The 22,408-nt window shown below is 64.8% G+C and carries 24 protein-coding genes and 4 pseudogenes; 18 read left to right on the top strand and 10 right to left on the bottom strand.

What is annotated here, in order from left to right; translation table 11 throughout:
- The 7 genes and pseudogenes from rnpA (at position 1) to ACQ86A_RS01255 (ending at position 5,552) form a co-directional block, all read left to right on the top strand.
- Positions 1-354, top strand: coding sequence for a ribonuclease P protein component (gene rnpA / locus ACQ86A_RS01285; RefSeq protein WP_431278838.1), 354 nt, complete (start codon positions 1-3; stop codon positions 352-354).
- Complete coding sequence (gene yidD, locus ACQ86A_RS01280) at positions 351-662, top strand: membrane protein insertion efficiency factor YidD (protein WP_431278837.1); 312 nt, start codon at positions 351-353, stop codon at positions 660-662. The genes rnpA and yidD overlap by 4 nt, the downstream gene beginning before the upstream one ends.
- Positions 663-669: 7 nt before the next feature.
- Positions 670-1,638: a membrane protein insertase YidC gene (gene yidC / locus ACQ86A_RS01275; RefSeq protein WP_431278836.1), complete on the top strand. Its 969-nt coding sequence runs from the start codon at positions 670-672 to the stop codon at positions 1,636-1,638.
- Positions 1,639-1,650: 12 nt separating this feature from the next.
- Positions 1,651-2,214, top strand: a complete 564-nt coding sequence (locus ACQ86A_RS01270) for a protein jag (protein WP_431278835.1) — start codon at positions 1,651-1,653, stop codon at positions 2,212-2,214.
- 14 nt (positions 2,215-2,228) lie between these two features.
- Entirely contained in the window at positions 2,229-2,900 is a 672-nt protein-coding gene (gene rsmG / locus ACQ86A_RS01265; RefSeq protein ID WP_431278834.1) for a 16S rRNA (guanine(527)-N(7))-methyltransferase RsmG, read from the top strand.
- Positions 2,901-3,664: 764 nt separating this feature from the next.
- Positions 3,665-4,623: pseudogene (locus ACQ86A_RS01260) on the top strand (ParA family protein).
- Positions 4,623-5,552, top strand: a complete 930-nt coding sequence (locus ACQ86A_RS01255) for a ParB/RepB/Spo0J family partition protein (RefSeq protein WP_431278833.1) — start codon at positions 4,623-4,625, stop codon at positions 5,550-5,552. The pseudogene ACQ86A_RS01260 and the gene ACQ86A_RS01255 overlap by 1 nt, the downstream one beginning before the upstream one ends.
- A gap of 34 nt (positions 5,553-5,586) precedes the next feature.
- On the opposite strand, the pseudogene ACQ86A_RS01250 reads toward ACQ86A_RS01255, so the two are convergent.
- From ACQ86A_RS01250 to ACQ86A_RS01220, 7 genes and pseudogenes are all read right to left on the bottom strand, one after another.
- Positions 5,587-6,542, bottom strand: a pseudogene (locus ACQ86A_RS01250) (D-alanine--D-alanine ligase family protein).
- Positions 6,543-6,565: 23 nt separating this feature from the next.
- Positions 6,566-7,887 (bottom strand): annotated as a pseudogene (locus ACQ86A_RS01245) (PLP-dependent aminotransferase family protein).
- A gap of 131 nt (positions 7,888-8,018) precedes the next feature.
- Positions 8,019-8,345 (bottom strand): thioredoxin, encoded by a 327-nt coding sequence (gene trxA, locus ACQ86A_RS01240; protein WP_431278832.1) that lies wholly within the window; start codon positions 8,343-8,345, stop codon positions 8,019-8,021.
- Positions 8,346-8,358: 13 nt separating this feature from the next.
- Positions 8,359-9,336, bottom strand: coding sequence for a thioredoxin-disulfide reductase (trxB, locus tag ACQ86A_RS01235; protein WP_431278831.1), 978 nt, complete (start codon positions 9,334-9,336; stop codon positions 8,359-8,361).
- Between the two features lie 74 nt (positions 9,337-9,410).
- Entirely contained in the window at positions 9,411-11,033 is a 1,623-nt protein-coding gene (gene murJ / locus ACQ86A_RS01230; protein WP_431278830.1) for a murein biosynthesis integral membrane protein MurJ, read from the bottom strand.
- Positions 11,026-11,199 (bottom strand): hypothetical protein, encoded by a 174-nt coding sequence (locus ACQ86A_RS01225; RefSeq protein ID WP_431278829.1) that lies wholly within the window; start codon positions 11,197-11,199, stop codon positions 11,026-11,028. Before ACQ86A_RS01225 ends, murJ begins: the two co-directional genes overlap by 8 nt.
- A complete protein-coding gene (locus ACQ86A_RS01220) occupies positions 11,166-11,840 on the bottom strand; it encodes a DUF6049 family protein (protein ID WP_431278828.1) in 675 nt (224 codons plus the stop codon). Before ACQ86A_RS01220 ends, ACQ86A_RS01225 begins: the two co-directional genes overlap by 34 nt.
- A gap of 27 nt (positions 11,841-11,867) precedes the next feature.
- Between ACQ86A_RS01220 and ACQ86A_RS01215 the strand changes: the two genes are divergently transcribed.
- On the top strand, positions 11,868-12,170 hold the full coding sequence (locus tag ACQ86A_RS01215) for a hypothetical protein (protein WP_431278827.1): 303 nt from the start codon (positions 11,868-11,870) through the stop codon (positions 12,168-12,170).
- A 148-nt stretch (positions 12,171-12,318) separates the two neighbouring features.
- On the opposite strand, the gene ACQ86A_RS01210 is transcribed toward ACQ86A_RS01215, so the two are convergent.
- Positions 12,319-13,194 carry a DUF6049 family protein gene (locus ACQ86A_RS01210; RefSeq protein WP_431278826.1) on the bottom strand — a complete coding sequence of 292 codons (876 nt, stop codon included), beginning with the start codon at positions 13,192-13,194 and terminating at the stop codon, positions 12,319-12,321.
- A 138-nt stretch (positions 13,195-13,332) separates the two neighbouring features.
- On the opposite strand from ACQ86A_RS01210, the gene ACQ86A_RS01205 reads away from it, so the two are divergent.
- The 7 genes and pseudogenes from ACQ86A_RS01205 (at position 13,333) to dnaB (ending at position 19,585) form a co-directional block, all read left to right on the top strand.
- Positions 13,333-14,757 (top strand): CCA tRNA nucleotidyltransferase, encoded by a 1,425-nt coding sequence (locus ACQ86A_RS01205; protein ID WP_431280503.1) that lies wholly within the window; start codon positions 13,333-13,335, stop codon positions 14,755-14,757.
- A gap of 255 nt (positions 14,758-15,012) precedes the next feature.
- Positions 15,013-15,840 carry a hypothetical protein gene (locus ACQ86A_RS01200; RefSeq protein ID WP_431278825.1) on the top strand — a complete coding sequence of 276 codons (828 nt, stop codon included), beginning with the start codon at positions 15,013-15,015 and terminating at the stop codon, positions 15,838-15,840.
- A 188-nt stretch (positions 15,841-16,028) separates the two neighbouring features.
- A complete protein-coding gene (gene rpsF, locus ACQ86A_RS01195) occupies positions 16,029-16,418 on the top strand; it encodes a 30S ribosomal protein S6 (RefSeq protein WP_431278824.1) in 390 nt (129 codons plus the stop codon).
- 4 nt (positions 16,419-16,422) lie between these two features.
- A pseudogene (locus tag ACQ86A_RS01190) lies at positions 16,423-16,919 on the top strand (single-stranded DNA-binding protein).
- Positions 16,920-16,985: 66 nt separating this feature from the next.
- Positions 16,986-17,249 carry a 30S ribosomal protein S18 gene (rpsR, locus tag ACQ86A_RS01185; RefSeq protein ID WP_055897232.1) on the top strand — a complete coding sequence of 88 codons (264 nt, stop codon included), beginning with the start codon at positions 16,986-16,988 and terminating at the stop codon, positions 17,247-17,249.
- 11 nt (positions 17,250-17,260) lie between these two features.
- The gene (gene rplI, locus ACQ86A_RS01180) at positions 17,261-17,713 is read left to right on the top strand and encodes a 50S ribosomal protein L9 (protein WP_431278823.1); all 453 of its coding nucleotides are present in this window, start codon (positions 17,261-17,263) and stop codon (positions 17,711-17,713) included.
- A 498-nt stretch (positions 17,714-18,211) separates the two neighbouring features.
- Positions 18,212-19,585, top strand: coding sequence for a replicative DNA helicase (gene dnaB, locus ACQ86A_RS01175; RefSeq protein WP_431278822.1), 1,374 nt, complete (start codon positions 18,212-18,214; stop codon positions 19,583-19,585).
- 43 nt (positions 19,586-19,628) lie between these two features.
- Here the strand turns inward: dnaB and ACQ86A_RS01170 are convergent, their stop codons facing one another.
- Positions 19,629-20,024 carry a nuclear transport factor 2 family protein gene (locus ACQ86A_RS01170; RefSeq protein ID WP_431278821.1) on the bottom strand — a complete coding sequence of 132 codons (396 nt, stop codon included), beginning with the start codon at positions 20,022-20,024 and terminating at the stop codon, positions 19,629-19,631.
- Between the two features lie 105 nt (positions 20,025-20,129).
- Between ACQ86A_RS01170 and ACQ86A_RS01165 the strand changes: the two genes are divergently transcribed.
- Positions 20,130-20,663: a hypothetical protein gene (locus ACQ86A_RS01165; protein WP_431278820.1), complete on the top strand. Its 534-nt coding sequence runs from the start codon at positions 20,130-20,132 to the stop codon at positions 20,661-20,663.
- Here the strand turns inward: ACQ86A_RS01165 and ACQ86A_RS01160 are convergent.
- On the bottom strand, positions 20,650-21,357 hold the full coding sequence (locus ACQ86A_RS01160) for a Pr6Pr family membrane protein (protein ID WP_431278819.1): 708 nt from the start codon (positions 21,355-21,357) through the stop codon (positions 20,650-20,652). The two genes, ACQ86A_RS01165 and ACQ86A_RS01160, sit on opposite strands and share 14 nt — an antisense overlap.
- 140 nt (positions 21,358-21,497) lie before the next feature.
- Here ACQ86A_RS01160 and ACQ86A_RS01155 point away from each other — a divergent pair, with 140 nt between their 5' ends.
- Together ACQ86A_RS01155 and ACQ86A_RS01150 are read left to right on the top strand one after the other, a co-directional pair.
- Positions 21,498-22,085, top strand: coding sequence for an HdeD family acid-resistance protein (locus tag ACQ86A_RS01155; RefSeq protein ID WP_431278818.1), 588 nt, complete (start codon positions 21,498-21,500; stop codon positions 22,083-22,085).
- A complete protein-coding gene (locus ACQ86A_RS01150; protein ID WP_431278817.1) occupies positions 22,082-22,381 on the top strand; it encodes a hypothetical protein in 300 nt (99 codons plus the stop codon). Before ACQ86A_RS01155 ends, ACQ86A_RS01150 begins: the two co-directional genes overlap by 4 nt.
- Positions 22,382-22,408: the final 27 nt, after the last annotated feature.

Below are 22,408 nucleotides of genomic sequence, written 5' to 3'. Positions count from 1 at the left end.
GTGCTCGCCAAAGCCAATCGCATCACGCGGGGGGCGGACTACAAGGCGACGGTTCGTCGGGGTGCTCGTGCCACAGACACGAACACCGTGACGTACATCCGCCCGAACCCCGACTCCCAGGTGGTGCGATTCGGCTTTATCGTCGGAAAGACGGTGGGCACCGCCAACCGGCGCAATCTCGTGCGGCGACGAATGAAGGCGATCGCCCACGAATTGCTCCCCCAGATGACACCGGGCATGGATGTCGTGATCAGGGCTTTACCAGGCTGTGCTCAAGCGGAGTGGGCTACCCTGCACGAAGAGATCACTCGATCCATCAGCCGCATCACCAGTAGAGGCAACTCCCGTCGATGAACACCGCGATCGCAGCTGTGCTCCTTGCGCCGAGGAACGTCGCCGTGCTTCTGCTGCGCGGATATCGGGCCGTGATCTCTCCACTGTACGGAGATGTCTGCCGCTACTACCCCTCGTGCTCGGCCTACGCATTGCAGGCCATTCAAGAACACGGGGTGGTTGTGGGGTCAGTGCTGGGGGTCCGCCGCATCGCGCGGTGTCACCCCTGGGCAGCCGGCGGGGTCGATGACGTCCCGCTCAAGAAGAAACGTCGCTACAGGGTGACTCCGTTCGGATTCGTCGTCGCCACAAGCCAGGGAAAGGCCTAGCACCCACATGGATATCTTCGGAACGATTCTGTGGCCCATCAAATGGGTCGTAGAACTGATCCTCGTCGCCTGGCACTGGGTCCTGACCAATGTCGGTCTCGATCCGGCAGCCGGCCTCACCTGGGTGCTCTCGATCGTCGGCCTCACCGTCGTGGTGCGCGCTGCGCTCATCCCGATCTTCGTCCGCCAGATCAAGAACCAGCGGCGCATGCTCGAAGTGGCCCCGCAGCTCAAGAAGATCCAAGAGAAGTACAAGGGCAAGAAAGACCAGTTCTCCCGTGAGGCGATGTCGCGCGAGACCATGGAGCTCTACAAGAAGACGGGCACGAACCCGCTGAGCTCCTGTCTTCCGCTGCTGCTCCAGATGCCGATCTTCTTCAGCCTGTTCCAGGTTCTGAACGGTGCTCAGAGCGGCAAGGCCGGAGTCGGCCCCCTCAACGAGACGCTGGCCCAGCAGTTCGGAAACGCATCCCTGTTCGGGATCGCTCCCCTGCACCAGAGCTTCCAGGGTGCTCTGAACGCCAACCCGCAGCAGACCGCCGTCATGATCATCGCGGCCACGATGGTCGTGCTCATGACGGGATCGCAGTTCCTCACGCAGCTCCAGATCGTCTCGAAGAACATGTCGCCGGAGACCAAGGCGAGCCCGCAGTTCAAGCAGCAGCGCATTCTGCTGTACCTGCTCCCCTTCGTGTTCCTCTTCTCGGGCTTCGCGTTCCCGCTCGGCGTCATGTTCTACTGGCTGACCTCGAACATCTGGACGATGGCTCAGCAGTTCCTTGTCATCCGCAACATGCCGACCCCCGGTTCGGATGCCGCGAAGGCTCGCGAGGCTCGCCTCGCACGCAAGGGCAAGCTCATCAACGAAGAGGGCGCTGTCGTGCTGACCGTCAACGAGTCCGACGTGCCCAAGAAGACCACGCAGCGTGTTCAGCCGGTGAGCAAGACCCGCGCCAAGAAGCAGACCGGAAAGTAGTAGGTACACAGGATGACCGACGTGCAGCAGACCGAACCAGAGTTCACCGCTGAGACCGCCGTCGACGCGGAGACGCAGGCCGTAACGGGCACCGGTACGGAGTATTCGGAGCCGACCGCCGACGAGCTCGACCGCGAAGGAGATATCGCAGCCGACTACATCGAGGAGTTGCTCGACATCACCGACATCGACGGTGACATCGACATCGACGCGCGCAACGGCCGCTCCTATATCTCGGTCAACACCGACGGTGGCACCGACCTCCGACTTCTCTCGAAGCCCGAGACGGTCAGCGCGCTGCAGGAGCTGACGCGCCTTGCCGTGCAGAACAAGACCGGTTCCTTCTCGCGTCTCATCCTCGACATCGGCGGATCACGGGATGCGCGCCAGGCGGAACTCGCCACGCTCGTCGAGCGTGCCATCGCTCGGCTTGAGGAAGGAGCCGCGCAGGCTGCCCTTCCCCCGATGTCCTCGTACGAGCGCAAGCTCGTGCATGACATCGTGTCGGAGCGTGGATTCGTCTCGAACTCGCAGGGCGAGGGTCGCGACCGCCACACCGTCATCACCGCTGCCTAGTTTCACGTGAAACATTGACGGACTCCACTGACGCGACGAATGGCGGAGCCGGCGCGACCGACGACGTTCTCGAACTCGAGCCCGCCGCGGCACGCGAACTGTTCGGCGACCAGATCGACCTCGCTCGGCAGTTCACCCGCAACCTGGCCGAACAGGGCGAAGAGCGCGGACTGATCGGCCCGCTTGAACTCCCCCGGCTCTGGTCGCGGCACATCCTGAACTGTGCGATCGTTGCTCCTCTGATGAAGCCCGGACGGGTTGGGGATGTCGGTAGCGGGGCAGGTCTGCCCGGTCTCGTTCTGGCCATCGCATGTCCTGAGTCGACCTTCGTACTGATCGAGCCGATGGAGCGCAGGGTCGCCTGGTTGGCTGAGCAGGTCGAGGAACTGGGTCTCGACAACGTCGAGGTCGTTCGGGCGCGAGCCGAGGATGTGCGCCTCGAGACTCCCCTCGACCAAGTGACCGCGCGAGCAGTGAGTGCGTTCCGCAAATTGATCCCCCTCACCGCTCCCCTGGTGCGAGATGGTGGGGAGCTCGTCCTGATGAAGGGTGCCGCCGCGGCCGCTGAGGTCGAGGCAGCTTCGAAAGAGATTCGCCGATTCAAGCTGAGCGATGTCGAGGTGCTCACATTGGGCGATGGCGTGCTCGACGACGTCACCAGGGTGATTCGAGCGACGGTCCGTTGATCGGGAGCGGGTCTTAGGATCGTTCCTGTGACACTCAACGTGTCGACGATCCGCGGGTGAGGCAGCTCCTCCCCCACTACCCGTGCCCCCAAGGGACTCGGGCAGGCGCTGGCAGTGGCCGTGACGGGTGGCTGCGGAACAATGAATAGCAGACGGGGATACTGCACACTCCAAAGACTCGGTGCGATATCTCCGTCCCGACCGGGCTTGATCGAGTGGTTGGGGACGACCCGCGCTCAGCGGGCCGCGAGCGATCACGTCGTTGTGTGAGCCGATGGATATTGCAGCGCATCGTCGCTGACCTTCAGATCAGGGGACGCCGCCGGATCGACAGAAGATGCCTGCTGGGTGAGACCGCAGGGATTTCCACGAGCGTCCGGCCGATACTCGCGGGCTTATCGATGATGGTCGTGCCGCGCACGATCCAGCGCGTCCGGACAGGTTTCACGTGAAACATTCGAGCGGCGCGCGGTGGTTCAGTGAGCGGGGGCTGCGTGATCTGGCGATCGCCGGCTCCGCGACCGCGACCAGTTGCTCGATCTTAGATTGGGGCTGAGGCGCCGACAGCTCGAGCCAGGGGTTGGATGCGAGCACCGAGTGTTTCACGTGAAACGCTCTCCCGATCCGGTCTGCGCGCGCATAGAGGCGGACCTGTGGCAGTCGTGTGAATGCCCGTCCTGCGTGGCGGCACCGGCAAGTCGTGTCGGTCATTCAAGCTAGAGTTGTTGGGTTGGTCAGTCAGACCGATCAACCTTCCCGAGTCCATGGAAACGGTGCCGTGCACCCATCGAGCGACAAGGTTTCACGTGAAACATCCTGATCAAGACGCCCAGGTCGAATCGACCTCTTCAGTCTTCGATGGGGAGACCCCACTCGCCCGGGAAATCCAAGATCTGACCCGTCGCCGTCAGGCGATCGCGGCGCAGACTCTCCCGCTGCCGTCACGAACGCGCATCTTCACGATCTCCAATCAAAAGGGTGGAGTCGGTAAGACGACGACGGTGGTGAATCTCTCTGCGGCGCTCGCGAAGTCGGGTGCTCAGGTACTGGTGATCGACCTTGATCCGCAGGGGAACGCCTCCACCGCTCTCAGTGTGGAGCACCGTGAGGGAACTCCGAGCGTCTATGACGTCGTGGTCAACGACAAGGAACTCGACGAAGTCATCCAGAAGAGTCCTGAATTCGATGGTCTCTTCGTCGTTCCGGCGACGATCGACCTCGCTGGCGCCGAAATCGAGCTGGTCTCGATGGTCGCTCGCGAACAACGACTCGCGCGCGCTCTGACCCGCTTCCTCGAGGAGTACGACTTCGATTACGTGCTGATCGACTGTCCTCCTTCGTTGGGATTGCTCACGATCAACGCTTTCGTCGCGGCGACCGAAGTACTCATCCCGATCCAGTGCGAGTACTACGCGCTTGAGGGGCTGAGCCAGCTGCTGAAGAACATCCAGCTGATCGAGAAGCACCTCAATCCGAAACTGCGTGTCTCGACGATCCTGTTGACCATGTATGACTCCCGTACCAATCTCGCCCACCAGGTGGCCGAGGACGTGCGGGCCCACTTCCCAAAGAAGTGCTCGCGACGATCATTCCCCGCTCGGTCCGCATTTCGGAGGCTCCGAGCTACGGGCAGAGCGTCATCAGCTACGACATGAACTCGTCGGGGTCTCTCTCCTATCTGGAAGCGGCCGCCGAGATCGCACGAAGAGGAGTACCCCGCTAATGGCAGCGAAGCGCACAGGTCTGGGCCGCGGTATCGGCGCGCTCATCCCCGTCACCGACCAGTCCGCCCGACCGGTCGACGTGTTCTTCCCGGATTCCTCGGCTCCCGCCGACGATCTGGTGATCGTGCCCGGCGCGCGGTTGGTGAACCTCTCCCCCGATTCCATCGTTCCGAACGCGGTGCAGCCGCGAACCGAATTCGACCAGGATGCGCTGGACGAGCTGGTCGCGAGCATTCGCGAGGTCGGAGTGCTGCAGCCGATCGTGGTGCGACCGATCGTCGGCGAGCGTGATCGCTACGAACTCATCATGGGCGAGCGACGTCTGCGCGCGACGAAGATCGTCGGTCTCGACACCATTCCCGCTGTCATCAAAGACACGGCCGACGAGAACATGCTCCGGGATGCACTTCTCGAGAACCTGCACCGCTCCCAGCTCAACCCTCTCGAAGAAGCATCCGCCTACCAGCAGCTCCTCGCCGACTTCGGGATCACCCAAGACGAGCTCGCCACGCGCATCGGCCGTTCACGTCCGCAAATCACGAACACCATCCGTCTGCTCAAGCTCCCGTCGACGGTGCAGACACGTGTCGCGGCAGGGGTACTGAGTGCCGGGCACGCCCGCGCCATCCTGTCGACGGGCGACGAAGAGAGCATGACTCGCCTGGCCGACAAGATCGTCAACGAGGACCTGTCCGTGCGAGCGGCGGAAGCGGCAGCGAGCAAACAGCCGAAGCCCGTGCGCAGCAAGGCGACGCCAGGCAAGCACCGCGGTCACCTCGATGAGGTCGCCGAGCGCCTCGGAGACCGTCTGAACACGCGCGTCAAAATCACTCTCGGGTCAAGAAAAGGCCAGATCGTGGTCGATTTCGCCACGATTCAAGACCTCAACCGGATTCTCGACGAGATCGGGCAGCCCAGCTACAGCTGAGCTGGTGCTAGGGCCACGCTAGGTGCGTGCCCGCCTACTCATCGGCGATGGCCGCGATGGCCAAGGCCGCGTAGACATCGCCGAGATCCCTACCCGAGGCGGCGATCGCCTGCGGCATGATCGACGTCTCGGTCAACCCGGGCAGCACGTTCGCCTCAAGGAACCAGGGGTCCCCTCGGCGTCGACGATGAGGTCGATGCGTGACAGGTGACGAAGGCCCAGCGCGGCGTGAACGGTGGTGGCGGTGTCTGCGATTCGCGCGAGAACCCCGGAATCCAGGCGAGCCGGCACGTAAAAGCGGGTCTCCCCCGCGTTGTAACGCGCGTCGAACGAGTAGACGCCGTTCACGGGTTCGATCTCGACCGCGGGAAGAGCCTCAGGGCCATCACCTGTGTCGATGACCGCGACGGACACCTCGGTGCCCTCAGCCTTGCGTTCGATCAGGGCGACGTCCGAGTACGTGTACGCGTCGACCATGGCGTGCGGGAGCTCCTCGGCCGAATCGACGATGCTCACACCCTGCGCGGATCCACCCTTGGCCGGCTTGACGACGAGCGGTGTTCCGAGGCCGGACAGCACTGCATTGAGAACACTGTTGGCGCCGAGCTCGCGGAACGTCTCCTTGGGAAGCGCGACAGAGGCGGGCGTCGCAACGCCGGCACGAGCGACGATCGTCTTCGCGGTCGGCTTCGACCAGGCGAGCTGCGCGGCATCGGTCCGGGAGCCGACGAAAGGGATGCCGGTCTGCTCGAGGAGCGCACGAAGTGCGCCGTCCTCACCGCTCGCGCCGTGGAGTGCGGGCCAGATCACGTCGGGGCGGTTCTCGACGAGGTAACCCAGCAGGGACGCATCCGGATCGCGGAGGGTCACCTTGTGTCCAAGGGAATTAAGGCCGTCGACGACGCGTCGGCCAGACCGTAGGGAGATGTCTCGCTCGTGCGAGATCCCGCCGGCGAGAACCATGATGTCAAGTACAGATTTTTCAGCCATGATCAGGCCTTTCGTCTCAGGTTCTAGCGCAGGTCGGTCGGCGGGTTGGCGCTGTTGTGATCGGGCTTGCGCCCTGCAAGACGGCCAGTACCTGCGAAGGTGTCGAGCAGATCCTGCTCTCCGTTGATCACGTTCGCGAGACGCCGGACGCCCACCCGGATGTTCTCGGGGTGGGATAGCAGAACGACAGACGCATGTTCTGCTGCCCGCTGCCATCGGCGTAGAACGCGGTGCCCGGTGTGTATGCGACCAGCTCGGTGACGGCGCGCGGCAGCATCGCCTTCGAGTCGAGGTGGGAAGGCAGGGTGAGCCAGACATAGAACCCGCCGTTGGGATTGGTCCAGCTCAGCTCAGGCAGGTGTTCCTCGAGGGCCGAGATCATCGCCTCCTTTCGCTCACGGTAGACGCCACGGAAGGTGTCGATTTGAGCCTTCCAGTCGGCATCCCGGAGATATTCGGAGACCACGAGCTGGGTGAACGAGCTCGGGCTGAGCACCGCCGCCTCATTAGCGAGGATCAGCTTCTCGCGGATGGCGTGGGGCGCGAGCGCCCAGCCAACCCGGAAACCCGGCGCAAGGGTCTTGGAGAATGTGCCGAGGTACACGACACCGTCGCGCTCGACAGATCGCATCGCCGCCGGAGGCTTGTCGCCGAAGTACAGCAGACCGTAGGGATTGTCCTCGAGAACCAGGATGTCGTTCTCCCGCGCGATCTCCAGGATCTCCAGCCGGCGCTCCCACGACAGCGTGACGCCGGCAGGGTTGTGGAACGTCGGGATCGTGTAGAGGAATTTTACCCTCCGACCAGCGCTTTTAAGGCGCGCGATGTGCTCTCGCAGTGCTTCGGGGATGAGGCCGTGCTCATCCATCGGAACATGGTCGACCTCGGCCTGGTACGAGCGGAAGATAACCATCGCGGTGACGTAGCTCGGGCCTTCGGCGAGCACCACATCCCCCGGGTCGATGAACAGCTTGCTGAAGAGCTCGAGCGCGTGCTGCGAACCGGTGGTGATGACGACGTCGTCGGCGCTGGCGGAGATGCCTTCGAGCGCCATTACGTCGAGCACCTGCTCGCGGAGAGCGGGGACGCCCTGCCCGGAACCGTACTGAAGGGCGACCGGCCCTTGCTCTCGCATGACCCGATCCATCGCACCGACCACGAGGTCTTCGGGGAGGGCGGAGACGAACGGCATGCCTCCCGCCAGAGAGACGACCTCGGGCCGACTGGCCACGGCGAACAGGGCTCGGACCTCGCTGGCGGCCAGGCCGCTCGTACGCTGCGCGTAGTGGTGGTACCACGGGTCGAGATTGTTGCCGCGCGAGAGCGGGCCGCCCTGATCAGTCACTTGTCTTCCTTCTAACGCCGTTTGCCAATGCTATTTGTGTGGAGCTATCTGCCCGAAATCGGGCGGGGTGGTGCGGGTACAAAAAAGACCCGCCCGGCTGGTAGCCGGACGGGTCAGGAAGGACTGGTCGGCTACGCGAGGTAGGCGGCCAGGTCGGCTTCGAGGGCGGGCTTCGGCTTGGCGCCGATGACGGTCTTGACGACCTCTCCACCCTGGTACACCTTCATCGCGGGGATGGAGGTGATCTGGTACTTCGCCGCAGTCTGCGGGTTCTCGTCGACGTTCAGCTTGACGATCTCGATCTTGTCCGAGTGCTCAGCGCCGATCTGGTCGAGGATCGGGCCGACGGCGCGACAGGGGCCGCACCACTCTGCCCAGAAGTCCACGAGGATGGTCTTCTCGCTGTTGAGGACGTCATCCTGGAAGGTGGCGTCTGTGACGGAACGTGCTGCCGACATTGTGTGATTCTCCTTAAGCGGTGGGGGTGAGTTCGAGATCGCTGGTGTCCGCTTGAGCCAGCAGGTCTTCGGGGAGGGAGGCGAGGTACTGCTCGGCGTCCAGCGCGGCAACAGTACCCGACGCCGCGGCGGTGACCGCCTGGCGGTAGTGCGGGTCGATGACGTCGCCGGCCGCGAACACACCCGCGACCTTCGTCTTGGAACTCCGGCCGGCCACCGCGATGGTGCCCTCCGGAGTGAGGTCGAGCTGCCCGTGCACGAGGTGCACGCGCGGGTCGTTGCCGATGGCGATGAAGAGGCCCTGGAGGGCCAGCTCGTTCTGCTCACCGGTGACGGTGTCGCGCAGGGTGACGCTCTTCACGGTCTCATCGCCGTTGATACCGACGACTTCCGAGTTCCAGACGAACTCGATCTTGTCGTTGGCGAAGGCGCGATCCTGCATGATCTTGGAGGCGCGGAGGGTGTCCTTGCGGTGGATCACGTAGACCTTGTCGGCGAACCGGGTGAGGAAGTTGGCCTCCTCCATCGCCGAGTCGCCGCCGCCGACGACCGCGATCACGCGCTCACGGAAGAAGAAGCCGTCGCAGGTGGCGCACCAGGAGACGCCGTGGCCGGAGAGGCGCTCTTCGTCTTCGAGTCCGAGCTTGCGGTAGGCGGATCCCGTGGCGAAGATCACCGCGAGAGCCTCATGCTTGGCGCCCGACCCGAGAACGACCTTCTTGATGTCGCCGGTGAGGTCGACGGACACGACGTCGTCGAGCACGACCTCGGTGCCGAAGCGCTCGGCCTGGGCCTGCATCTTCATCATGAGGTCAGGACCGAGGATGGCCTCCGGGAAACCCGGGAAGTTCTCTACTTCGGTCGTGTTCATGAGCTCGCCGCCCGCCTCGACGGAGGAGGCGATCAGCAGCGGACGCAAGTTGGCACGAGCGGCGTAAATCGCCGCCGTATAGCCGGCGGGGCCGGAACCGATGATGATGATCTGCCGCACAGCGGAGCTCCTTGCACTATCTGTAACGGTTCGGGACGGAACCGCTGAGGTGTAGAACACATCCTAAGCGGATGCTATTCCTTCTCACCTGTGTGTTCGGAGCGGCGGGACAAACGGTTCAGAACGGGCGCGAGGCCGGCCTGCAGGTCCGCGGATCCGAGCACGATCAAGCTCCCGAAATACACGATCAGCATCACGACGCCCACGATCGCGATCGAGATGATCGCGGCGAAGAACCCGGACACGGGAAAAGCACCGGGAGTCACGCCGCCGAGGAGGCTCAGGAAGCCTGCGCCCGCGATCATCGAGGCCAGTGCCGCGAGCGTGAAGCGCCACAGACCACTCAGGATGCGCCGCCCATCCACTCCCCCGATTCGCCGGCTCAGCAGAGCGATCGCCAGCACCGCCTGGATCGTGCTGGCGATCGACACGACGAGGGCGACGGCTGCAGCGCGGAGGTTGGGAGCGACACCGAGGCACACGACCATTCCGACGAGGATGACGGCGACCTGGGCGAGCGTGAAGTACAGGGGCGTTCGGGTGTCACCGAGCGAGTAGAAGGCGCGCTGAGCCATGAAGACGATCGAGAATGGCACGAGCCCGATCAGATACGCGATGAGGACGAGCCCGAGCTGCTGATAGAACGGCGGCGTGAACACGCTCGCCAGGGGCAGCGCGACGACGATGAGCGCTGCGGCCGAGAACGCGATGAGCATCAGGATCGATCGGGCTCCGCTCGAGAAGTCGGCACGGAATGACCCGAGGTCTCTGCGGTGCGCGTGCTCGGCCATGCGTGTGTAGTACGCGGTCACGATCGAGACGGCGATGATGCCGTGGGGCAGCATGAAGATGAGCCAGGCATTGTTCATCACCTGCGGTCCGGCATATTGCTCGCCGGCCGAGTTGGCGACGTTGGTCTCGATGGCGCCGGCGATCTGGGTGGCGATCACCATACCGAGTGTCCAGGCCGCGGCCCGACCGGCGTGCCCGAGGTTCACTCCGCGCCAGCCGAAGTCGAACCGGAACCGCAGCCCGACCCGGCGCCAGAAGAAGAAGAGGATGAACGCCTGCACGGCGACGCCGAGGGTCGCCCCACCGGCCAGAATCGCCACCATCAACGGGTTCCAGTCGTCCGCCTGGCGGTTACCGGCGGCGTCGGAGCCGAACGAGATGATGAAGAAGAGCAGCATCCCGATGCCGATGATGTTGTTGACGACCGGGGCCCAGGTGAAGGGACCGAACGACTTTCGGGCGTTCAGCACTTCGCCGAGCAGTGTGTACAGCCCGAGGAAGAAGATCTGCGGCAACGACCAGTATGCGAAGGCCGTGGCGATCTCGGCCTGAGCGCCGCGAAGTCCGAAGAGCTGCATGAGCACAGGGGACAGCAGTGTCGCGATGAGCGCGACCGAGCCGAAGATGATGATCCCGAGCGTGACCAGCTTGTTGATGTACGCCCTGCCACCATCGGGATTGCTCGACGCGCGCACGATCTGCGGCACGAGCACAGCGTTCAGGATGCCCTGCGCGATGAGCGCGTAGATGCTGTTGGGGACGATGGTGGAGGTCGCGTATGGGTTGGCGGCGAAGGCGACGGCGCCGATCGCCTGCAGCAGCAGCCACGCCTTCACGAACCCGAGGACTCGGGACACGAGCGTGCCTGAGGCGAGCATTGCGCTCGCGCGTCCGATGCTAGCCACGCTCGATGTCCTCCGGAGGTGTTGCGTCCGTCTCGTCCGTGTCGGTGCGCTCGGTGCGGCGCTGGTCGCGGCGTCGAAGGATGTTGCGCACGATCCCGAAACCGAAGAGGAGCACGAGAAGGATGCCGAAGATCAGCGCCCCGATGCCTTCCCAGTCGGCGTGCACCTCGACCGTGACCGACGTCGGTGTGCCGATGGGAACGCCGGTGGGACTGTAAAGGCTGAGGAGAGGATCACCTGTCCGTTGCCGAGCTTGGCCTTCACGGGAACGAGCAGGGTGGCTCGTGAGTCCGCGAGGATCCGCTTGGTCACATCCTGGTCGATCTCGAGCCGGCTGTTCGAGGGCGAGGCGCGCAAGACGACGTTGGCGGCTTCATCCGGGAGATCGTTGATGACCGTGAATGGAATGGAGCCTTGTGCGCTGACGAGATTGACGTTGTCCGTCGGCACGATCTTGACGGCATCGAGCGTGTCGGTCGTGGTCTTGTGGCTGCTCTTGACCGCCGCCGCCCAGTCGTTTCGTGGGCTCTGCCACGACACAGCGAGAAGAGTCAGGAGCTCGGCGCGGGTCCGCCCCGTCATCGTCGCGGGAGTGTCGAGGATGGTCGCGAACTGGTCGATGTCTGCCTCGTCGGCGAGCAGGCTCTTGATGGTCGCGATGCGCTCTGCGCTCTGCTGCGCGTCGACCAGGGCGAGCCCATCCGTCGCCGGAGCCGCGAGCGTCTGAGGCAGGGTGGTCGGCGTCGACCAGGGACCGGTGAGGAGGGAGTCGAGGTGCGCTTCAACTGCGTTCCGCTCGACGGCCACGATCGGTCGAAGGCGAGCAGGAGGTTCTTGACCCCGCCCTCCTTGCTGGTCAGCTCCAGCTGCGCGTTGACCTTCGCCATCGCGGCGTTCCACGCCGCGTCGCTCGGTGCCGACGCGGCCTGGCGGATGGACTCGGAGAGGGCGGCATCGGCGACCCCGAGCTTGCCGCCATTGAACGGGAGGACGGCATTGCTCGTGGCGTCGAGGGTCTTCGCGTTCGTATTCGTGCCGGAGATGAGGGTCGTCGTGAAGCCGGCGGCGACGAGCGGACCGAGGTCCGCCGAGCGCACGGTTCCGTCGCCGGGCCACGCGATGCCCTGCATCGTGTAGTCCCACGAGGTGAGTTCATCGAGCGTCGGCAGCACCGGACCGGTGCCGGCCGTCGGGGTCGGACTGGGCGTCGGGCTCGTGGCCGACTTCGCAGGCGCGGTCGACGGTTCGCCGACCGGCGTCGGCGACGGTGTGAAATTCTGCGCCTTCAGCGCGTATGCGAGGAGGTCGGGACGAGCGGGGTCGTGACCCCGGCCTGAAGCTGCCCTGTCAGATCGGCATCGCCGAAACCGAGCGAGAATGTGTCGTTCGGCAGCTCGGAGAGACGGACGAGCCAGTCCGTCGCAGTGGCAGGGGCCGCGTTGCCCAGGGCACGGATGGAGGCGATGATCATGGGGTCGATGCCGATCGCCACGGTGCTGTGACGCTCGAGTCCGTCGAGGTCGCGGGTGAGCACACCGTTCGCTGACGTGTATGTCGTGAGCTCGTCCGCGGTGAGAAGTCCTTTGCCGGTGGACGGGCTGACGATCGGGAACACGACGCCGACCGTTGACGGGGACGCGGTGGCGCCCGGATTCCAGACCAGGCTGCTCCGCGCATCCGCCGTCGTGGATGTTCCGACGGTGACCGTCGCCCCGATCCCGAAGACGGTCTCAGCCGGATCGGTGCCGAACGGAATGGATGAGGCAGGCACGACGATCTGGACCACGGTGCTGGTGCCGGACTCGAGCGCCCCGACGGGAACCTCGCCGAGGGTTACGGCCTTCGGCACCGGGTCGCCGGATGCCAGCCAGGAATCGAGCCCGGCGCGCGATCTCTGGGGAGTGGGGTCGAACCAGAGCGAGGCGGTTCCATGCTCGTAGGCCGTCTCGGTCGCGTTCGTCACCGTTACCGAGACCGTGAGCTCTTCGCCGGGCGAGAGGACCCCCGCGTTGTCGGTGGCGAGCGAGGCGGTCACTTTCGCCTCCGCGGCGGTCGGAGCGACGCTCCGCGCGACGGAAACGGGCTCGTTCAGCGGTGACGCGGTGGCTCCGGTGGTGGGGAGGACAGCAAGCACGATGGCGGTGCCGATAAGCGCGCCCATACGGCGATTCACCTGCGAAAGGGTGAGGCGGAACCGGCTCATGCGTCGCCGCGCGATCCCGTTTCGGCCTCCATGTCGACGATTCTAGGGGTCGGGTCCTGGGAGAGCCCGGCGAGCACGCCCGTAAACTGGGGCACCATGCAGAGCGTCGCCGATTCCCTTGCACGCCTCGGCGACCTCGCACGGTCGGCGACGGTCTCCCGAGTGTCGCGCGCCTTCGCCGACGCCGGGTACGAGCTCGCGCTGGTCGGAGGACCGGTTCGGGATGCGCTGCTCGAGCGCTCCGTCAACGATCTCGACTTCACGACCAACGCCCGCCCCGACGAGATTCTGAAGGTCGTCTCACCGCTCACGGACGCGGTTTGGGACATCGGCCGCCAGTTCGGGACGATCGGCGCTCGCTTCGGTGACGAGACCGTCGAGATCACCACATATCGAACCGACAGCTACGACGGGACGACCCGCAAACCGGACGTCGAATTCGGGGACACCCTCGAAGGCGACCTGCTCCGCCGCGACTTCACCGTGAACGCCCTGGCGCTGCGAGTGCCCGAGGTGATCCTCGTCGATCCGTCGGGCGGTGTGGAACATCTGCTGAGTCGCACGATCACCACACCGAGTAGCCCCGAGATCTCGTTCGGCGACGATCCACTCAGAATGATGCGTGCGGCGCGCTTCACCGCGCAGCTCGGCTTCACCGTCGATGACGCTACCGAGGCCGCAATGGAAGAGATGGCCGATCGCATCGAGATCGTGAGCGCCGAACGCGTGCGCGACGAGATCACGAAGCTGCTGCTGACCGACGAGCCTCGACGCGGGATCGAACTCCTGGTCTCGACCGGACTTGCCGAGAGGGTCATCCCTGAGATCCCTGCACTGCGCCTCGAGGTCGACGAGCACCACCACCACAAGGACGTCTACCAGCACAGCCTCACGGTGCTCGATCAGGCGATCGGCTACGAGAAGAGCAGGCATCCGGATGAGGCGCCCGACCTCATCCTGAGGCTCGCTGCAATCCTGCACGACATCGGAAAGCCGGCGACGCGCAGGCTGGAGCCGGGCGGATTGGTCAGCTTCTATCACCACGACGTCGTCGGCTCGAAGCTCGCGAAGCGACGCCTGACGGCATTGCGGTTCGATAAGGCGACGATCGACGCGGTCGCCAGACTGATCGAATTGCACCTTCGCTTCTTCGGCTACAGCGACAGCCACTGGACCGACTCAGCAGTTCGCAGGTATGTGCGCGACGCAGGTGACCAGCTCGAACGGCTGCACATGCTCACGCGGGCCGATGTGACCACCCGCAATCGGCGCAAGGCCGATCGACTCGGTTTCGCGTACGACGATCTGGAAGGTCGCATCCGCGAGCTCAAAGAGAAGGAGGAGCTGGATGCGGTGCGCCCGGACCTCGACGGGGAACAGGTGATGAGCATCCTGAATCTCGCCCCTGGCCGCGAGGTCGGAGAGGCGATGAGGTATTTGCTCGAACTGAGGCTCGACGAGGGGCCGCTCGGCGAGGAGGAGGCCACGCGCCGGCTGCTCGACTGGTGGCAGCGGCGCTGACCACTCCACAGGGAGCCTGGACGATGGGTTATCCCCAGATCTGACGACGTCGGCGTTCGCCCGCCTGCGGGTCGGAAGCATCGGGGTATGACCAATACATCAGTAGAACTGAGTGCCTCGACCGTCACGACCGATCGAGGGGAGGCTGTGCGAGCTCGCCGTTCTTTCGTCCCGAACGGGCGAGCCGGGCGGCCACCCGTCGGATCATCCGCTCGTCGAGACGATGAGACTTCGGCAGACGAGCGCACGCGGCACGTGAGCAGTATGGTGGCCGCTGCCGGCGCCCGCCGTGACGACCTGGTATTCACCGGCGTCTCTGCTGCAGTCGTCTGGGGTCTGCCGATCGTGGGAGCCTGGCCTTCGGCCGTCGAGGCGCTCGCCGCACCGCGTGCTCGTGTGCGCCCACGAGACGGAGTCGCCTGGCGACCGTGGAACGTGCCCGATGAAGACGTCGAACTCGTCGGCTCCTGGATGGTGACGAGCCTCGTCCGAACGCTGGCAGACCTCGCGCGGCAGGCGTCCTTCGTCGCCGCTGTCGCGGCGCTCGACCAAGGACTCAAGCCGGCTGTGACGTCGATGCACGGTGAGGTGTTCTGCGGAGCCGACCGCGACGATGTGCTCGATCAGGTGCGCCGCGAAGCCGGGGCGCGCGGGCGGTCGAAGGCGTTGGCGGCGGTCAGCTTCGCCGATCCGCTGTCGGGTTCGCCGGGTGAATCGTTGAGCCGGGTACAGGTCCACCGGCTCGGCTTCGCCCCTCCCCTGCTCCAGTCGCGCGTCGAATCCGCAGACGGCGGGTCGGACTATCCCGACTTCGAGTGGGAGACCGCTTTCGGCGAATTCGACGGGCTTGCCAGATACTCGCGCAGCCATCCGGGCCGGTACGGCGCTTCGGCAGACACGGTCTGGAAGGAGAGACGTCGTGAAGATCGCCTCAGGATGCACGGCAAGGCGGTCGCACGATGGACGTGGGAGGATGCCTGGAACCCGCCCAGACTGAGGTCGATCCTCTTGAGGGCGGGAGTCGAGCCGGTGCGACGCCCGGCCTTTTCGCCCGACGTCTTCGGGGAGTGGGTGAAGGCATGAGCACCGTGGTCGAGGCTGAGCGGCCGCAAGCACGGCGGGAGGGGGCATCGCCGTCCGGTTGGCGCCCGGATGAGGCATCCGCTACGCTAGGTAGGTTGTCTGGGCAGAATCCTGCCCGAGCAACCGATGTAGAACCCTCCTGCTACAGAAAGTCTGTAGCCGCTAAGTCCAAAGGAGGTGGGTTAGTCATGCATCAGTACGAGTTGATGGTCATCCTCGATCCAGAGATCGACGAGCGCACCGTTGCTCCCAGCCTTGACAAGTTCCTCAACGTCGTTCGCGACGCGGGTGGAACCGTCGACAACGTCGACATCTGGGGCCGCCGCCGTCTTGCCTACGAGATCAACAAGAAGTCCGAGGGCATCTACGCCGTCGTGCAGTTGACCTCCGACGGAGACACCACCAAGGAGCTCGACCGCCAGCTGAAGCTCAGCGAGGCCGTCATGCGCACCAAGGTGCTCCGCGCTGAAGAGGCGATCGCTCAGGTCGCTGCCGCTGCGAAGCTCGCCGACGAGAAGGCCGCCCGCAAGGCTGCCGCTCCCGCCAAGGCCGCTGCCGCCGACAAGGCAAGCGCCTAGTCCGATGGCCGGCGAGACCGTCATCACCGTGGTGGGCAACCTCACCAGTGACCCGGAGCTGCGTTACACGCAGAACGGGCTCGCGGTTGCCAACTTCACCATCGCATCCACCCCCGCACGTTCGACCGTCAGGCGAACGAGTGGAAGGACGGTGAGGCTCTCTTCCTGCGTGCGAGCGTCTGGCGTGAATTCGCCGAGCACGTCGCCGGATCGCTCACGAAGGGATCCCGGGTCATCGCCCAGGGTCGTCTCAAGCAGCGCTCCTACGAGACGAAGGAAGGTGAGAAGCGCACGAGCATCGAGCTCGAGATCGATGAGATCGGGCCGTCGCTGCGCTACGCCACCGCTTCGATCACTCGCGCTCAGTCGTCGCGTGGCCCGGGTGGAGCACCCGGCGGCGCGGTAGAAGAGCCTTGGGCTGCTTCGGCTCCCGCTGACTCCTCCTCGGGGGCGGACGTGTGGAACACGCCGGGCAACTTCAACGACGAGACTCCCTTCTAGGGTCACCAACATTCAGCAGCCCGCACCGACCATCTCGTGTCGGTGAGGGCGGAAAGCAAGGAAATCATGGCTGGAAAGTCGAGCGGCGACCGCCGCAAGCCGATCCGCAAGGGCAAGGACGGCAAGAACGCCGCCCCGGCGAAGTCGATCCGCGTAGGCGTCATCGACTACAAGGACGTCGCAACCCTGCGGAAGTTCATCTCGGAGCGTGGAAAGATCCGCGCCCGCCGCATCACCGGTGTCTCCGTACAGGAGCAGCGCCTCATCGCCCGTGCCGTGAAGAACGCACGTGAGATGGCGCTCCTCCCCTACGCCGGCTCGGGCCGTTAGGAGCAACGGAAATGTCGAAACTGATTCTGACGCACGAGGTCACCGGCCTCGGCTCGGCCGGTGACGTCGTCGACGTCAAGAACGGCTATGCGCGCAACTACCTCATCCCCCAGGGCTTCGCTGTCGCGTGGTCCCGTGGTGGCGAGAAGCAGATCGAGCAGATCAAGGCGGCTCGTGCCGCCCGTGAGCTCGCCACCATCGAAGAGGCACAGGACCTCAAGGCCAAGCTCGAGGCGACCAAGGTCAAGCTGACCGTCAAGGCCGGCAAAGAGGGACGCCTGTTCGGTTCCGTCAAGACCTCGGACGTGGCAGACGCCGTCAAGTCCGCCGGCATCGGCGAGCTCGACAAGCGCAAGATCGAACTGCCGAACGCGATCAAGGTCGTCGGCGATCACGAGGCGACTGTTCGCCTCCGCGACGACCTCTCGGCCACGATCACCCTCCAGGTGGTCGCAGCCAAGTAGGCTCGCGAAGCAGGTAGTGTAGCGGCGGACTCCGGTCCGCCGCTACACCTTTAACGCGCAAAATCGACGAATTTCCCCCAGCTTTGTACACAGGGCGACTCGCCCGGGCGGCAACGTTCGACACAACCTTGAGGGAACTTTCTACACACAGGGTGTGGATAAGAAAACCGCAGGTCAGCGGCGATATATTCGTCAAAAGATTTTGACTGTCCACACATTCCCCCACAGGTTGTGCACATGCCACCCGGCGTTTCGCGCAGTTTGTCCCCAGCGTTATCCACAGGCCGAGTTGTGGGGAGTGGTCGGCGCTCATAGTGTGGAGCGACGCCGACGAACGCCGGGCTGAGAACCCGGTCACCGAGCACCCCGTGTCGGTGGATCGGCAGAGAATCGTCTCGACAGCGAGCCGTTGCACGCAGAGTCGCGTGATAGAGGTTCACTGGAACGAGCGCTATACCCGCGCGTCCACGAAGCGCGCCGAACACCAGAGGAGAACCCGTGTCGATCGCCCATCTCGGACTCGCAGACCAGCGCGAGCCGGGCGAGAGCCGGGGCCACGAGCGCACGCCTCCGCACGATCTCCTAGCGGAGCAGAGCGCCCTCGGCGGCATGCTCCTCAGCAAGGACGCCGTCGCGGACGTCGTCGAGGTCGTGCGCGGAGGCGACTTCTACATCCCGAAGCACGAGATCGTCTATGACGCGATCCTCTCCCTCTACTCGCACGGTGAACCGACCGACGTCATCACGGTCACCGACGAGCTCACCAAGGTCGGCGAGCTCTCCCGGGCTGGCGGCGCGGAATATCTCCACACCCTGACCAGCCTCGTGCCGACGGCGGCGAACGCCGGCTACTACGCCAACATCGTCGCTGAGAAGGCCCTGCTCCGCCGACTGGTCGAAGCCGGAACGCGCATCACGCAGATGGGCTACAAGGCCGAGGGTGAAGTGCTCGACCTGGTTAACAACGCCCAGGCGGAGATCTACTCCGTCACCGGCTCGCAGGAGACCGAGGACTACGTTCCGCTGACGGATGCGGTGACCGTCGCCATCGACGAGATCGAGGCCGCCAGCCACAAAGACGGTTCGATGACCGGTGTTCCGACCGGGTTCGCCGAGCTTGACGAACTGACGAACGGCCTGCATCCCGGCCAGATGATCATCGTCGCCGCCCGACCGGCACTCGGAAAGTCGACCCTCGCGTTGGACTTCGCTCGTGCGGCGTCCATCCACAACGACATGCCGACGATCTTCTTCTCCCTCGAAATGGGTCGCAGCGAGATCGCGATGCGTCTGCTCTCGGCCGAAGCATCCGTGCCGCTGCAGAGCATGCGCAAGGGCAAGGTCGAGAGTCGGGACTGGACGACGATCGCCTCCACTCGCGGCCGCATCAACGACGCCCCGCTCTACATCGACGACAGCCCGAACATGACCCTGGTCGAGATCCGCGCCAAATGCCGGCGCCTCAAGCAGCGCGTCGGCCTGAAAATGGTGGTCATCGACTACCTGCAGCTCATGACGAGCGGCAAGCGCGTCGAGAGCCGCCAGCAAGAGGTCAGTGAGTTCTCGCGTGCCCTCAAGCTGCTGGCCAAGGAACTCCAGGTGCCCGTGATCGCGCTGTCACAGCTGAACCGTGGTCCCGAGCAGCGGGCTGACAAGCTTCCCGCTCTGAGCGACCTCCGCGAATCGGGCTCGATCGAGCAGGACGCCGACATGGTCATCCTGCTCCACCGCGAATCCGCCTACGAGAAGGACAATCCGCGCGCCGGCGAGGCCGACCTGATCGTCGCCAAGCACCGAAACGGCCCGACGCGCACCGTCACGGTCGCTTTCCAGGGCCACTTCTCGCGCTTCACCGACATGGCGCCGATCTAAGCGCAGGCAACCGAGAGCGGCTCGCCGACGTAGCGCCACGCGCTCAGAAGACGAGGGTGTGCAATTCGACGATCCTCCCGTCGCTGACCAGCGCAATGTCCACGCCGCTCGCCACAGGATCGCCGCCGCTAGGACCGAAGTTCCACGGGGCATAGCCGAGAGTGCCGCTCACCTGTATCGGTCCGGCCTCGGTGAAGTGGAAGTCCGGCGAACCCTCCAGCAGTCCGCGGGCTTTTGCATCGATCGCGTCGAATCCGACAACCGTTCCCTCCGGGTCGGTGAACGCGATATCGGGGATGTAGGTTTCCTCGATCGCGCGGCGACGGGCTAGGTCGTCTCGTTCGTCGAAGACGCGATGAAGGTTGGCCTGCATGAGTTCGAGTACTGGCTCGGAGATGATGAACTCCTTCGGGTGTGAGAACGAGAGACGCCGTCTCATTCAGGGTAGACGCCGAGGGCAAGCCCGCAGGGTCATTCTCCAGAATGACGACGGTTCACCCTGGGGCACGATCCGGATTCGCCTGAGTTGCGGTCGAATGGAACCATGAACGTCAGTCTTCTCAGTCTCTTCCAGGGCGTCGGAGCCACAACGCTGGCGATCGTCGCGTTCACCGTCGCCCTCACCTGGCCGGCTCTGACGCCATCGATCGACGCGCTGCGCACCGAGCGCGCTCGCCTTTTCTCCTACGCGGGCCTCGGGGTTATGTTGCTTCTGACGTCAGTTCCGCTCTACCTCGCGCCCGGCCTGCTCCTGCGCGACGGATTCGACGCATCCCTCGCGATCATGCTCGCGACGACCTGGGTCATAGCGGTCGTGGCGCTCGCAATCCGAAGCGCTCTCCTGACGGGCGTCCGACGGGCGATCACGATCGCGTTCGCCGCCGTCGGCGGGACCGGCCTGGTCGCCGGGGTCCTCTCGTCAGCGGCCGGCCAGGATCCTGTCGCCGACACCATCACTCCGACCGGCGCATTCCTGCTGGTCGTGGCGGCTGTCGCCGCGGTGATCTTCTGGTCCCAAACGGAGGATCAGAGCGTCGTCGACTCCGAGGGACGGTCGCCACAACTCATTCGGTGCTGACCTGGGTTCCGGATGCTCGCGCATCCCTCCGACCAGGCCAGCGTCGCGAGATCCAAACGACGCCGAAACCGACGACCAGGATCACGACGGCGATCAGGATCACGTAAAACGACACCGAAAGGTAACCGTTCCGCGAGGTCGCCGGGTTGAGGAACGGGTACGGGTACCAGGGCATCACGCCTGTGACGGGATCGCCGGCGAACGGGCCCCGGATGAGCGTGTAGACAGCCCAGACGATCGGAAACCCGACGATCCACCAGAGGGCGTTGTTCCGCAGCGGGGTACGACCCGGAGCGAAGAACCAGTCAAGCACCAGATAGACCGGGATCACGACATGCAGCACCTCGTTCGACCACTGCACTGTCTGGCCCTGCGGCAGCGCGATATTGCGCAGTAGCAAGTTGTAGACGATGCCGGTGGTCGCCATGTAGGTGGTCGCGACGGCGCGGAGCACGGTGAACCACTCGGGGTCGTCTCCGGTGCGCGCAAAGGCGAAGAACGCTCCGATCAGAAGCACCACGGCGGCGAGCACGTTCGAGTCGATCGTGAAGAAGCTGAAGAAATTGACAACAAAGGCACCGACGCTGCCGCCCTTGTTCGCGATCGTCGCCACACTGCTCGCGAACTGGGTGACGATCGCTGCGATTCCCAGCGCGGCGAAGAGCACGCGTGCGATGCCGAATCCGGTCCGCATCCGATCTCCCTCTAGACGGTCGTGCGTTGGGCGGGCTGACAGGGCGAGCCTACTGATCGGTGCGAGTCGTACGCGGCAAACGCGCAGCATGCACGCGACTAAACTGGTTCGGAATCCCTGTTTTGAGAGAGGTCGCCGACGTGGCACCCGCTGTTCCTGCCCAGAAGTCCGCCCGGTACTGGGTCGTCCCTGTCGTCAGGGCCGTCGTCGCTCTGATCGCAGCCGCCGTGATCACCTTCACCCGCGACGCGCACACGCCGACCTTCGGACTCATCGTCTTCGGCGCCTTCGCGATCGTCGAGGGGGTGGCCGTCGCCGTGCTGAGCCTCCTCACCGTCGCTGAGGGACTCACCCGCACGCTCTTCGTGGTGCAGGGTGCGATCGGCGTGCTGGCCGGAGTTCTGGCGCTCGCATTGTCGGGCAGCGGACTGGGCCTCTACCTCTTCGTCGTCAGCGTCTGGGCGGCTCTGACCGGGTTCCTCGAGCTCTACAGCGGCTTCCGTTCGCGCACCAAGGATGCGGCCGCGCGCGATTGGCTCGTCACGGGTGCGCTGACCGCGATCCTCGCGCTCATCTTCCTGCTCATCCCGTCGGATGCGATTCTCGCGATCGGGCTGTTCGGTGCCTGGGCGGTCGTCGTCGGCGTCTTCCAGGCCATCGGAGGCGTCACGCTCCGCGGATCCGCACGCGCGACGAAAGCAGAGCACAACCTCGGGAGCGGATCGTGAGCAAGCGCGACAAGAACAAGGCCGGAGCCACCGCGGGAGCTCAGCCGACGCGGCGCGACCGCTTCCTCCCCGCCGAACTGCTCGGCATCTCCGGCGCCCTAGGCGTCTTCGTCGGTCTCATCGTGCTCATCGCGACCCGAGAGTTCATCCTCGCCGGCGTCGCGCTCGGGATCGCGTTCATCGTGTCGCTCGTGCTCATGGCCCTCTTCGCGATGGCGTTCAAGCCGAACGCCGCCGAGGTACACGACATCGAAGAGCAGAACAACGGCGACCGCCCCGCCGGATCGGGTCACTGACACCGACCCAGCGGTTGCGCGGCTCCA

This window comes from Leifsonia poae (genome assembly GCF_050632195.1).
GTDB classification, from domain to species: Bacteria; Actinomycetota; Actinomycetes; order Actinomycetales; family Microbacteriaceae; genus Leifsonia; species Leifsonia poae_C.
Note: the sequence above shows the minus strand (reverse complement) of the source record. Positions and strands in the feature narration are given on the sequence as shown.